Raw genomic sequence first — 11,922 nt, 5'->3', positions numbered from 1 at the left:
CGCCCACAAGGACATGGAGGCCCCCTTCTTTATAAAGGGGCGCATACTGCTTTACCGCAGAGGACCAGCGTTTCCGAATCTCCTCCAGCGACCAGAAGGATGCCCTGAAGAAATGCAGCATGGAACCGTAACAGCCAGGATGGAGCGCAAGGTCACGGATTATGGGTGTGACCCCAAGCTTATCGGAACGGAGCATAAGTCCTATGGTTATGGGCACGAACCAACGGAAAGCAGCTTTGCGGGAAAAACAGGTTTCAAAATGGTATAGAATGTTTTCAATAAAATTTAGCATAATGTATGGTCATCCACCAGAAAGTATGGTAAACTCATACAGTGAATAGCACTTCTGGTTGGATGGTATCTCTTTCTTTGTGGTGATTAAAGAATACCATAATCCATACTATAAGCGCTATTCCTTTATTGAAAACTTTCAACTCTCAAGTATGAATAGAAATAGAAGAAAAGAGATACCCAAACCATGACCCAACCCGACTCCCAATGGGACAAACTTCTGAAAATAAAGACCACAGGGCGCGACGACTCCCATGCGGACCGCTACAGATACCCCTACGAGCCGACGCCCTACCCTGTCCTGGAAAGGCTGGCGAACAGCGGCTATATAGGGAAGAAGCATACACTCCTTGACTATGGAACCGGAAAAGGACGTGTATGCTTCTACCTGTCCTTTCAGACAGGATGCAGATCTATCGGGATTGAGTGCGATGAACGTATTTATGACAGCGCGGCCGCGAACCGGCTGACTGCGGTTTCAGGGAGACGCACCAGCTTCATCATGGGAAGCGCGGAGCAGTATGCGGTTCCGGCAGAAGTGGACAGATGCTATTTCTTCAATCCGTTTTCCGTAGAGATACTGCAGGCCGTCCTGGCAAGAGTCATCGAATCTTACTATGAAAATCCCCGTGAGCTTCTGCTGTTTTTCTATTATCCTACAGATGAGTATACAAGATGCCTGATGGCGCAGGATGCGCTGAGGCATGCAGACGAGATAGACTGCCGGCACTTATTGCCCGGCAACCATCCTCAAGAAAGGATTTTAATATTCAGTCCACACAATGTCTGCAAAAGCCATCCTTTTCAGCATCCCTAAGAGCCCTTAAAAGGAATATTTCGATAAGCTGAGCCAGCTGCGCAATGAAACAGTTTGCTTTTATGAATGATTCGCGGTATAATATTGGCAAATAACATGCGCGGAGGGCTGCAATGAAGGCGACGCACAGGGGCAAGGATAATGATGGCAATACGTTAGGACTCATGATAGACGGAAGATTCATAGCCAGCAGCCTGGTGAAGGACAACACGCCCGATATGGAGAACCTTACAGTACAGAAAACGGAGCCGTCAGAGCAAAAAGAATCTTGCCGGAGCTGCATTATTAAGGATGCCGTCATAAAAGCAGCATATAAGGATCTGATTCAGGAGAATCCCTTCGAGAGGAACATACAGTCAGAGTTGGAGCATTGGAGGAGCACCAGGTACGGGCAGATCGGAAAGACCACGGAATTATTGAAGTTCGCCTACAAGAACTATATACAGTAGGCTGCAGATTTCCCTATGAATAGGAATCAGGGAGAATCGGAAAGAAGCTGAGCTACAAACGTAAAAAAGGCGGGGCCACAATGAAAAAGCTACAGACAGCAATTGAAGCAATCACCAGACGCAGCAAAAAGTTCCCACAGGAGGAATTCGAGATTATATGTGCCAACAGAGCAGAAGCGATTCCCTGTCTGCGCAGCGCCGTCGAGAAGGCCATCGCAGAGGGCGAAGACCTGGACGAGGACTATCAGCTGCACTTCTACGCGATGTTCCTGCTGGCCCAGTTCCAGGACAGGGATTTCTTCCCCAGGATGATGGAGCTGGCATGCCTGCCGGAGGATACGGTGGATTTTCTGATGGGGGACGCCATGACAGAGAGCCTGCCGACGATCCTGTACAATATGTACAATGGCGACATCCGGCTCCTCATGGATGCCGTCCGCTCCCCCGATGTGGGCGATTACGTCAGGTCCGGGCTGCTGAGGGTCATGGGCCAGTTATATCTGGACGGGACGCTGGGGAAGCAGGACTGGCAGGATTTCCTGCGGCAGATTGTATATGGGGAGGAGATTGGGGACTATGTCTACACTGCTTTGGCAGATGTGATTTGCAGATGCCATTTTGTGGAGATGCTCCCGGAGATATACAGGCTTTATGAGGATGACCGGATAGAGGGGAGGGCCATCGGCGGGTATGACGAATGTGTGGACGAAGTGTTCACATACTGGGACAGCCGGGAAAATTTCTGCAAGTCCCCTGTCCAGGCAGTTCAGATGCTCAGGGGATGGGCTATGTTCGATGACCCGGAGGCGGAAAAGAGGAGCAGGGAGCTGGAGAAGAATTTCTCTCAGGCGCTCAGGAAGCTGGATCAGGAATTCAACAGGACAGAGCCGAAGCGCAAGATTGGCAGGAACGACCCATGTCCCTGCGGAAGCGGGAAAAAGTATAAGCAGTGCTGCCTGAATAAGCCCAAATCGCCGCTGGATTTGGTCGAGACTCCCCAGGAAAAGGCCAGGTGGCTGAAGGAGTATCCAGAGGCGAGGCAAGGCGGCGATGGGGACAGGATCTATCTGGAGGATTGTTTCAGCCGCGAAAGCATCGAAATCGACAAGCTGCTGTACCTTGCCCTGAAGCACCGGGCGATTCCCATCTGGAGGAGGGAAGAGGAAAGCGTGGTACATAACCGGAGGCGGGTCTATCTCTCTGCTGCGTATGAGCGGTTCCGGACATTGCTGGAGGAGGAAGGGATAGAGTCCTTCCAGGCGTATGACAGAAAGCATTCCATCCATTACCACTGCCAGGACTGGCTGGAGGTATTGGAAGAGTTGCTGGAGGAAGAGGATCCGGAGGGAATCCTGGAGGATGTCCGCGGGTTTTTCGGGAAGATGGGAAAATAATCTGAATATTCCCCGAATCCCCATAAATCCCCAAAACCAGTTGTCTTTTCCCTGATTTTATGGTATACTTGCACAAGTTTTGATAGATTAGATAAGCCCCATGGCTGAAGGGCCATACGGGCACGTCGGCATATGCCATAAAGGAAAAAACGGGAAAGCGTTGGGATGACAGATGGAGAGCAGAATTCGGGAAATATCCGCGATTCGGGTGACGATTGGGCGGGCGAAGCTGGCAAGGGATGAAAGAAGCGTCGTAAAGATATTCGAGGTGTTGGAGAAATGCCTGATTCCCTGCGAGTGCATGGCGATCAACATCGACTGGCTTGCAATCGTGGTGAGAAAGCCGGAGAGCGGAAAGATAGACGGCTTCATTGCCATGCTGAGGGAGGAGCTGGACGCTACCACGATCGATGTGAACGGGGAAGTGCGGCTGCTCTACATTGAGCATGGGCGCTTCAACACCCGGAGGATCGGCATGATCGTCTCCAGCCTTTCCATCCAGGACATCGATATCAATATGCAGCGCTATGTGCGGTGCGAAGACAGATTCGTAATCGGCGTGTCCGTGGAGGATGTGGGCAGGGCTCACCGTATCGTCAGGGGACTGCTGGATTCCGATTACAGGATTTGATTCCAGGGCCAGATGGGGGAGCTCATCTGGCCTTTCTGAAATAGTATTTATAATATGTCCCGTCTACCACCTGCTCCGGCCGGTATTCTTCCTCCAGCCAGGACAGGAGCCAGGTGTTCGTCTGCAGTTCATAGGCAAGGGTCCCCAGATAGCTTTCCGCCACGATGACATCAGGATATTTATCCGGATTCATGCGCCAGTATTCCAGGACAGCGCTGCTGTAGGAAGGGGTAGACATGGTGGACGGCCCTGCCACTTCCACATCCTCATACAGATATCCCAGCGTATTCGCCGGAACGCCTATGATCCATACCTTGTCTCCCGGCCGGATCCACTGCTTCCACTCAGGGTAGCTGTCGCGCTCTATGCAGACGCCATCCTCATTGGAGATGATGCCCCATGCCGGTCCGCTGCGGACCACGGACAGATCCGACAGGATGGAGCACATCTGCCCCTTTCCGGTCAGAGGCGTCCTGATATAGACGCATCTGAATGCCAGAAGCATCACGAGACAGATGAAGCAGCGGCATCCCCATTTCTTCATTTCCGCACAAGCGAACGCCTTTTCAATCGGTATCAGGGCCGCGATGATTGCAGGCAGCGCATAGGGCACGGAGGGGAGGAGGGGCATGTTGGACAGGAGCAGCGTGGCCAGGAACTCCAGGCTGCCGAAGGTGGTCAGGCACAGATACAGCCTTTTCTCCCCGTCTGTCAGTTTCCGTAAGTTCCAGGAGCCTGCGGCGATGACGGCCATGAAGATGAGGCTGTAGGCGGTGCGGTTCTGTAAGCTCAGGATGTTCAGGAGGAATCCGGCCAGCAGGATGCCTGCGGAGCAGAGCAGCCAGAGCTGCCGCCTCTCCTGCCCATTCCCTTCGGCGGGACGGCGGAGGGAATGCAGGAGCCTACTCAGGACGAAGCCTGCCGCGCCCACCGCCAGAAATACCGGAAGGATCCTCAGGGCATCTTGCAGGTATCCGGCCAGCTTGTCCGTCGCGCTGACCGTGTGGGAGGGCTCCAGCGCCAGCATCCCCCTTATGCACTGCAGAAGGGTGTCCGGGCCCAGGGTGAGGAGGAAATATCCCGCCACGGCGATTCCTGCCCCCGCGCACACGCCGGAAAAAGTCAGGATGCCGCCCCGCCTGTCCGGGGAATAGCGCGCCAGCAGCGCGATGGCGCCCGGAAAGAGGACCAGGCAGGAGGGATAGGAGAGAACTGCCAGGCACAGACAGAATGCCCCCGCCGCCAGCGTGAGGCGCTTCCCTCCCCTCAGGTAGGCATGCAGACAGATAGCAGACAGCGTGGAGAACCATAGCTGCATGTTGGCGAACTCCGGCAGCGCGAAGTCCTTGGGGGAAATCAGGAAGAATAGCAGGGCGCAGCCGTAGGCCAGGGGCTTTTCCAGCTCCCGGCGAAGCGCCCTGTACAACAGGAGGGCGATGCCGCCCCGGATCAGGATTCCGCAGACCTGCAGGTAGAGCACGATGCCCGTGGTGGTCCGGAATATTTTTTCATAGATCCACATCAGGGCTGCCGTAAGGAATGCGGAGGTCTGGTGCGGCTCCCACATTTCTAGGAACATCCTGTCCCCGGAGAGCAGCCGCTGGGACATGCTGATATGGTACGTACAGTCATGGGACACGTTGGTCACTGACCAGATGAGGCCGCAGAGCAGGGCCGTCACGGTCAGGACTATATAAATCAGCCGGTGCTTCCGGGACTGGCTGTCTTGAAGGTTTCCGGTTCCTCTCATCAGATTTCTCCATTTTGCGTTCTGTTTTGCTTTCTATTAAGTATGTCGTTCCCCTGTTCCACAGTTCAGGTCCGCCTCAAATCCCCGGGGAAATAAAGCCATGGCGCATACCAGGGGAAGGGCGAAGAAGAACAGGAGCATATATCTCACCAGGATCATGGGGCCCATCAGCACCGTGAGGAGATGGAACACGAAAATCCACATCGGCGTGAACAGCCGGTATTTCCTGCGGCTCCAGAAATAGAGGAACAGGACCATGGTGCACAGAAGATGCCATCCGGGGCTCAGCAGCAGGAAGGCAAGGGGGGCCTTCTGGGCTTCCGGGTCATGGGACAGACGCTCATAGAATGCATGCAGCCCGGGCAGATAGACCCGCTCTTCTCCGGGCGGGGCCACCCTGTAGTCGAAATAGCTTCCCTTCCCGTCCGCGTGGCGGTAGCCGTCGATCAGGGCATGGGGATACCAGGCGTCCACCGTGTTGATTAGGAAGGAATTCACATAGGTCAGGGGATGGGCTGCCCCCAGCCGGATCCAGAGGCGGAAGAAATCTCCCTTATGGGCCAGGAAAGCATCCCTGTGAAAGCCCTGCTTCACGGGGTCGGACACTGTGGGCTTGTACTGCTCCAGGGACTCGCGCCCCACGAAACGGTAAAGGGCCTCCAGGTCCTCTTCCTGCAGGGAGGCGGAATCGTACCGATGGACACGGGCCATCTGCTGCAGAGGCACGGAGAGCATTTCCTCCACCCCACCCGGCGCTACGTCCAGCACCCTGTACACCGGTCCGATATAAATCAGATAGGGGACGATCGTGACCAGCAGAAACGCCACCAGATTCCGTTTATGCCTACGCCAGTCCGCCCGAGCGGATATCCCCAGGACCAGCAGCGTCAGGATGACGATGTACAGGCCGTTGTTGCGGAATATCATGGTGCACAGGGCGGCCGCGCCGAAACGGAGCATCCCCGGCCTGTCCCCCGGAAACCTGCGGTCCGCCGAGAACCGGATGGCGTATAGGAAGAAAAACAGCTCTGCCCCTGTGAAGGGCACATCCTTTGTGGCGCAGATGGAAAAAAGCTGTGCCACCGGGGAAAGGGCATAGACGGCCAGGGTCAGCATCCGGAAGGGGCGCGGCACGCCGGCCTGCGCCATGAACTCTGTCACCGCCGACAGCGCCCAGGCCAGGAAAAGCATCTGCAGGACGGCATATACCGCGATTCCCGCATTATAATTCCCTGTCAGCGCGTGAAGCCCCTCCGTAAGGCCTCCCAGCAGCAGCACATGGGCCACGGGATGGTGGGCGGTGAGCATCCCGTCGCGCACCTGCTCCCATTCATTATAGGCATCGTAGGAGAACGCGCCCGGAAAAATGGAGAACAGGGCCGGAAGCCAGCACAGGAAGAGAAGGCCCGCGCAGAGCAGACGGCTTTTCCGGCGCCCCGCCCCCGGCGCGGCTGTCTCTTTCGCGGGCCTTTCGGCTATCCGGTCGATCAGCTGCCAGAGGAAATACAGAGCCACGGCGCTGCCCGCCCCGGCCAATGCCCATTTCACGTAAAAGGCCTTATCCGTGAGGTCTAATGTATCAAAGCAATCCAGTTGACGGCCCGCCACATAGCAGAAGGCACAGAGCAGTCCGCCGATTGCGGAAAAAATCCATTTTCGCATGCGCATACGGTAAAGTACGGCACCTCCCTTCGCCATTCATTATAATGTACCCCCTGTTCTTTTGCAACATTCAAAATGGATAAAATAAGCCCTTGCTTTTTCCCGGATTGTCTATTATAATGTGAGATACAAAATATAGACAAAAAGTCCGACAGTGAACACAAGATATAGAAAACGGCCGTATCCGTTGCACTTGCGGTGCGGCTTTCTGTATGCGGCGTGTGGCAATGAAGACGGGCATTCATTGAAGAAGATTATTCATAATGAAGAGGAGCATTCATGAGGAGCGGAGAGCGTATGAGGATTCAGAAAAGAGACGGGCGCGTGGTGCCCTACGAAGAGGAGAAGATTGTAGCGGCCATCCAGAAGGCGAACAACGAGGTAGAGGAACGGGACAGGGCTGACCAGGCCCTGGTGGACGAGATCCTCACGGCCGTGCAGGACGAGGGCAGGGAGCTGCAGGCGGTGGAGCATGTGCAGGATGTGATAGAGCAGCATCTGGTGCAGCACAATAAATACGTCCTCTCCAAGAAGTACATGGTGTACCGCTATCAGCGCAGCCTCCTGCGTAAGTCCAACACTACGGACGAGTCCATCCTGAAGCTGATCCGCAACGAGAACAAGGAGCTGGCGGAGGAGAACTCCAACAAGAACACCCGCCTGGCCTCCACCCAGCGGGACTATATCGCCGGGGAGGTGTCCCGGGACGTGACCAGGCGCATGCTCCTGCCGGAGCACATTTCCCTGGCCCACGACAATGGCGTGCTCCATTTCCATGACGCGGACTATTTCATCCAGCCCATCTTCAACTGCTGCCTGATCGATATCAAGGACATGCTGGACAATGGGACATCCATCAACGGAAAGATGATAGAGTCCCCCAAGAGCTTCCAGGTGGCCTGCACCGTCACCACCCAGATCATCGCGGCGGTGGCCAGCAACCAGTACGGCGGCCAGTCCGTGAACATCAAGCACCTGGGGAAATATCTGCGCAAGAGCAAGGACAAGTTCACCGCCCAGCTGGACGAGGAGTTCGGGGACAGGCTGGACGCCGCGGACAAGGAGCGCATCGTGGAGCTGCGCCTCCAGGACGAGCTGCGCTCCGGCGTCCAGACCATCCAGTATCAGATCAACACCCTGATGACGACCAACGGACAGTCGCCTTTCGTGACCTTGTTCCTGCACATAGACGATGAGAACGAGTATGTGGAGGAGACTGTCCGGATTATCGTGGAGATTCTGAACCAGCGCCTGCAGGGGACGAAGAACGAAAAGGGGGTCTATGTGACGCCCGCGTTCCCCAAGCTGGTGTATGTGCTGGACGAGAACAATTGCTTAAAAGGCGGAAGGTACGACTATGTCACTCGCCTGGCGGCCAGATGCTCGGCGAAGCGCATGTATCCGGACTATATTTCGGCCAAGAAGATGAGGGAGAATTACGAGGGCAATGTGTTCTCCTGCATGGGCTGCCGTTCCTTCCTGTCCCCCTGGAAGGACGAGGACGGGAATTACAAATGGGAGGGTAGGTTCAACCAGGGCGTGGTCAGCCTGAACCTTCCCCAGATCGGCATCGTCTCCGAGGGCAATGAGGAGATTTTCTGGAAGCGGCTGGACGAGCGGCTGGGCCTGTGTTACGAGGCGCTGATGTGCCGCCACAAGGCCCTGCTGGGCACGGTGTCCGACGTAAGCCCCATCCACTGGCAGTACGGGGCCATCGCCCGCCTGAAAAAGGGCGAAAAGATTGACAAGCTCCTGTACGGCGGCTATTCCACCATGTCCCTGGGCTATATCGGCCTCTATGAGCTGACCTGGCTCATGAAGGGCTGCAGCCATACCGACCCCAAGGGCAAGGAGTTCGCCCTGCGGGTCATGGATCATCTGAAGGACACGGCTGCCAGATGGCGGGAGGAGACGGGGATAGGCTTCAGCCTCTATGGGACGCCCGCGGAGACCCTGTGCTACCGGTTCGCCCGCATCGACAAGGAGAAGTACGGGGACATCCCCAATGTGACGGACAAGGGGTATTACACCAATTCCTATCATGTGGATGTCCGGGAGCCCATCGACGCGTTCACGAAGTTCCGCTTCGAGAGCGAGTTCCAGAACAAGTCCCTGGGCGGGGCCATCTCCTATGTGGAGGTGCCTAACCTCCTGAACAATGTGGAGGCCGTGGAGGAAGTGATTCGCTTCATCTACGACAACATCCAGTACGGCGAGTTCAACACGAAGTCCGACTACTGCCATGTCTGCGGATTTGACGGAGAGATTCAGGTCAATGAGGACAATGAGTGGGAATGCCCCCAGTGCCACAATAAGGACCATTCCAAGATGAACGTCACCAGGCGGACCTGCGGATACCTGGGGGAGAACTTCTGGAACGCGGGCAAGACAAAGGAAATCAAATCGAGGGTGCTGCATCTATGAACTATGCGACGATCAAAAAGACAGACGTGGCCAACGGTCCGGGCATCCGGGTGTCCCTGTTCGTCAGCGGCTGTACCCACCGCTGCAAGGGATGCTTCAACAGCGAGGCCTGGGATTTTGGCTTCGGGCAGCGCTATACCCGGGAGACGGAAGAGGAGGTTCTGGAGGCGCTGGCTCCTGATTATATCCGGGGACTGAGCCTCCTGGGCGGGGAGCCCATGGAGCCGGAGAACCGGGGGACGGTGCTGTCGCTCCTGCAGACGGTGCGCCAGCGGTACCCGGGGAAGGATATCTGGTGTTATACGGGGTATCGCTATGAGGAGGATCTGCTGGCTTGGGCCAGGGAGGAGCGGGATGCATGTGCCTGCGGCGCGCAGAAGCGCCCGGAGGAGGACCGCGGCGGGGCTGACAGCCAGGGCGGCGGGCCTGGAGCCGGGGAGGTGACGCAGCTTCTGTCTCTGATAGACGTACTGGTGGACGGCGAGTTCGTGGAGGAGCGGAAGAACCTCCGCCTGGCCTTCCGGGGCTCGGAGAACCAGCGGCTGATTGACCTGAAGGAATCGGGGCGGCAGGGCAGGACGGTGTGCCTGTGACTGCTCTCCGTGGAAAGGCTCGGACAGGGCGCCTAGCTGCTGCCCTTCTTCAGAGGGCCTTGGTCAGGAAAATTCCTTAGGATAAAAGACCGTGGGAAATCAGGCGGATGGTAAGCTGTATCATGTCCTCCATGGGCTCTTTTCGTCCGCCCTTGACCCATTGCCTGTAAATGCTCGTCAGGCAAGTGTTGATATAGATGTGCAGATAGAGCCGATTGTCGGCAGGATATCGGTCGTAGTCTTCGGCAAAGTAGGAAATGTCCCCGCTTTCAAGCTGTGTTTCGGCAATGGGGAAGTGCCCCTTGCTGTTCAAAATCTTCTCATCCAGCTTATCGGAGGACTCCGAGAATTCATAGCAGTTGCGTACTATTTTCTCCAGGTCGCGGGGAAATTTCGCGTCTTTCACCGGTTCCAGGAAGCGTTTCAGGGTGTCGGTCTGCACCCTGTGCAGCAGGTCGTCCATGGAAGCATAATGCAGGTAGAATGTCTTGCGGTTGATTTGGGCCCGCAGGGACAGCTCCTGTATGGTAATCTGCTGATAGTCCATCTCCTCCAGCATTTCCCGGAAATTCTTCTGTATCAGGGCTTCCGTCTTCTGGTAACGCAGATCGTCCTGGGGTTTTCTCATGGGCGCCTCCTTTTAATCCACATTTTTCAGAGAATGTTGATTAAGTAACAGATTCTGACAATTGACCATTGTCATGCCGATTTCTCCTGAATTATAATACAAAAATGAGGAATAAGCAATAAAACAGGAACAAAAAGACAGAGACAAAGGAAAGAGAGGAAAGACATGGGAAAAATCGAGAAGATTGAAAAACTGGCGGGCAAGGGCAAAGTGGAAAAGGTGTTGAAGTTTGTCGGCGACAAGGATAAGGAGGTCAGGCTGGCGGTGATTGCCGGTGTGGCAGGTAAGATAGAAAATGAGGATGTCCGGAACACCGTAGTGGGGCTGACGGAAGACGCGGATCCGGATATCCGCAAAGCGGCCATAACGGCTCTGGGAAACGGCAGGGGAAGCTATGTGGAGACCAGGCTGAGATATGCCTTGACCCATGAAAAGGACGAGAAGGTGCTCCAGGCTGTGAGGGACGCGCTGGCAAAACAGAAATAATCGGGGGAGCGTCAGGTTTCCGGTCTGAAAGGAGCTGAGGCAAAGGGAGGACCCATGGTGCGGTTCGGCCCTTTGCCCCGGCTCCTTCTGCGTGGGATAGGATTTGTAAGCAAGCGATATTTTGAAGGCATGATTCGCCATGGCAGGATTCAGATTTTGTTGATTATAGCGTGTAATTATGGTAACATAATTATGGAAGAGAAGGAGGTGGATGCTATGGATGCACTTAGAAAAGAAGAAATCTATACGATAGAGGATATTTTTGCATTGCCTGATGGAGAACGTGCGGAGCTGATTGACGGCAAAATCTATTATATGGCGCCACCGACATGGAAGCATCAGCGTATTTCGGGATATCTGCATAATCAGATATATAATTATATTCGAAGCAATAATGGACAATGCGAGGTGCTGGCTGCTCCATTCGCCGTATTTTTAAAGGATGACGATATCAATTATTTGGAACCGGATATTTCGGTTATCTGTGATTTAGCCAAGCTAGACGACAGCGGATGCCATGGGGCGCCTGACTGGATTATCGAGATAGTGTCGCCGAGCAGCAAACCGAGGGACTATCTGACAAAGCTATTCCAATATCGTACCGCGGAAGTCAGGGAGTATTGGATTGTCGATTCGGACAAGAGGATGACGACAGTGTATTCGTTCGAAAAGGATACTGTAGAACAATATGCTTTTGGAGAGGATATACCTGTTGGGATATATGATGGCTTTTCGATATGTATCCGGTAAAATGTCCGCAGTTCCTGTTTTATACTGCATAACGCTGAATGCTGCCT

General features: G+C 54.9%; 11 protein-coding genes and 1 pseudogene. 8 read left to right on the top strand and 4 right to left on the bottom strand.

From position 1 onward, the window contains the following. Positions 1–330: pseudogene (locus Q2B33_RS24595) on the bottom strand (transposase); the annotation flags it as partial. Between the two features lie 148 nt (positions 331–478). Here Q2B33_RS24595 and Q2B33_RS20310 point away from each other — a divergent pair. The 4 genes from Q2B33_RS20310 to Q2B33_RS20295 all read left to right on the top strand — a co-directional run bounded on the left by Q2B33_RS20310 (position 479) and on the right by Q2B33_RS20295 (position 3,582). Next, complete coding sequence (locus tag Q2B33_RS20310; RefSeq protein ID WP_296462843.1) at positions 479–1,108, top strand: class I SAM-dependent methyltransferase; 630 nt, start codon at positions 479–481, stop codon at positions 1,106–1,108. 113 nt (positions 1,109–1,221) lie between these two features. Further along, positions 1,222–1,557, top strand: coding sequence for a hypothetical protein (locus Q2B33_RS20305; protein ID WP_300783929.1), 336 nt, complete (start codon positions 1,222–1,224; stop codon positions 1,555–1,557). Positions 1,558–1,637: 80 nt separating this feature from the next. Further along, positions 1,638–2,951: a DUF1186 domain-containing protein gene (locus tag Q2B33_RS20300; protein WP_300564636.1), complete on the top strand. Its 1,314-nt coding sequence runs from the start codon at positions 1,638–1,640 to the stop codon at positions 2,949–2,951. A 172-nt stretch (positions 2,952–3,123) separates the two neighbouring features. Then, on the top strand, positions 3,124–3,582 hold the full coding sequence (locus Q2B33_RS20295) for a hypothetical protein (protein ID WP_296462833.1): 459 nt from the start codon (positions 3,124–3,126) through the stop codon (positions 3,580–3,582). Between the two features lie 22 nt (positions 3,583–3,604). Here Q2B33_RS20295 and Q2B33_RS20290 read toward each other — a convergent pair whose 3' ends face one another. Both Q2B33_RS20290 and Q2B33_RS20285 read right to left on the bottom strand, forming a co-directional pair. Then, complete coding sequence (locus tag Q2B33_RS20290; RefSeq protein ID WP_300564633.1) at positions 3,605–5,332, bottom strand: hypothetical protein; 1,728 nt, start codon at positions 5,330–5,332, stop codon at positions 3,605–3,607. Positions 5,333–5,368: 36 nt separating this feature from the next. Next, entirely contained in the window at positions 5,369–6,994 is a 1,626-nt protein-coding gene (locus Q2B33_RS20285) for a DUF6020 family protein (protein WP_300815823.1), read from the bottom strand. Between the two features lie 297 nt (positions 6,995–7,291). On the opposite strand from Q2B33_RS20285, the gene nrdD reads away from it, so the two are divergent. Together nrdD and nrdG are read left to right on the top strand one after the other, a co-directional pair. Next, the gene (gene nrdD / locus Q2B33_RS20280; protein ID WP_300564629.1) at positions 7,292–9,418 is read left to right on the top strand and encodes an anaerobic ribonucleoside-triphosphate reductase; all 2,127 of its coding nucleotides are present in this window, start codon (positions 7,292–7,294) and stop codon (positions 9,416–9,418) included. Continuing rightward, the gene (nrdG, locus tag Q2B33_RS20275; protein ID WP_296462819.1) at positions 9,415–10,011 is read left to right on the top strand and encodes an anaerobic ribonucleoside-triphosphate reductase activating protein; all 597 of its coding nucleotides are present in this window, start codon (positions 9,415–9,417) and stop codon (positions 10,009–10,011) included. The genes nrdD and nrdG overlap by 4 nt, the downstream gene beginning before the upstream one ends. Before the next feature lie 76 nt (positions 10,012–10,087). Here nrdG and Q2B33_RS20270 read toward each other — a convergent pair whose 3' ends face one another. Further along, complete coding sequence (locus Q2B33_RS20270) at positions 10,088–10,639, bottom strand: TetR/AcrR family transcriptional regulator (RefSeq protein ID WP_300564627.1); 552 nt, start codon at positions 10,637–10,639, stop codon at positions 10,088–10,090. 165 nt (positions 10,640–10,804) lie between these two features. On the opposite strand from Q2B33_RS20270, the gene Q2B33_RS20265 reads away from it, so the two are divergent. Both Q2B33_RS20265 and Q2B33_RS20260 read left to right on the top strand, forming a co-directional pair. After that, entirely contained in the window at positions 10,805–11,125 is a 321-nt protein-coding gene (locus tag Q2B33_RS20265) for a HEAT repeat domain-containing protein (protein ID WP_300564625.1), read from the top strand. Positions 11,126–11,341: 216 nt separating this feature from the next. After that, positions 11,342–11,875 (top strand): Uma2 family endonuclease, encoded by a 534-nt coding sequence (locus tag Q2B33_RS20260; RefSeq protein ID WP_300564649.1) that lies wholly within the window; start codon positions 11,342–11,344, stop codon positions 11,873–11,875. The last annotated feature ends 47 nt before the right edge of the window (positions 11,876–11,922 follow it).

The sequence above is a fragment of the uncultured Acetatifactor sp. genome, from assembly GCF_948601915.1.
Classification (GTDB): Bacteria; Bacillota; Clostridia; order Lachnospirales; family Lachnospiraceae; genus Acetatifactor.
This window is presented reverse-complemented; position numbering and strand designations above follow the sequence as displayed.

Excerpts from the sequence above, each read along its gene's own strand:
- Q2B33_RS20310 (WP_296462843.1), top strand. The coding sequence starts at position 479 with ATGACCCAACCCGACTCCCAATGGGACAAACTTCTGAAAATAAAGACC.
- Q2B33_RS20305 (WP_300783929.1), top strand. The coding sequence starts at position 1,222 with ATGAAGGCGACGCACAGGGGCAAGGATAATGATGGCAATACGTTAGGA.
- Q2B33_RS20300 (WP_300564636.1), top strand. The coding sequence starts at position 1,638 with ATGAAAAAGCTACAGACAGCAATTGAAGCAATCACCAGACGCAGCAAA.
- Q2B33_RS20295 (WP_296462833.1), top strand. The coding sequence starts at position 3,124 with ATGGAGAGCAGAATTCGGGAAATATCCGCGATTCGGGTGACGATTGGG.
- Q2B33_RS20290 (WP_300564633.1), bottom strand. The coding sequence starts at position 5,332 with ATGAGAGGAACCGGAAACCTTCAAGACAGCCAGTCCCGGAAGCACCGG.
- Q2B33_RS20285 (WP_300815823.1), bottom strand. The coding sequence starts at position 6,994 with ATGCGAAAATGGATTTTTTCCGCAATCGGCGGACTGCTCTGTGCCTTC.
- nrdD (WP_300564629.1), top strand. The coding sequence starts at position 7,292 with ATGAGGATTCAGAAAAGAGACGGGCGCGTGGTGCCCTACGAAGAGGAG.
- nrdG (WP_296462819.1), top strand. The coding sequence starts at position 9,415 with ATGAACTATGCGACGATCAAAAAGACAGACGTGGCCAACGGTCCGGGC.
- Q2B33_RS20270 (WP_300564627.1), bottom strand. The coding sequence starts at position 10,639 with ATGAGAAAACCCCAGGACGATCTGCGTTACCAGAAGACGGAAGCCCTG.
- Q2B33_RS20265 (WP_300564625.1), top strand. The coding sequence starts at position 10,805 with ATGGGAAAAATCGAGAAGATTGAAAAACTGGCGGGCAAGGGCAAAGTG.
- Q2B33_RS20260 (WP_300564649.1), top strand. The coding sequence starts at position 11,342 with ATGGATGCACTTAGAAAAGAAGAAATCTATACGATAGAGGATATTTTT.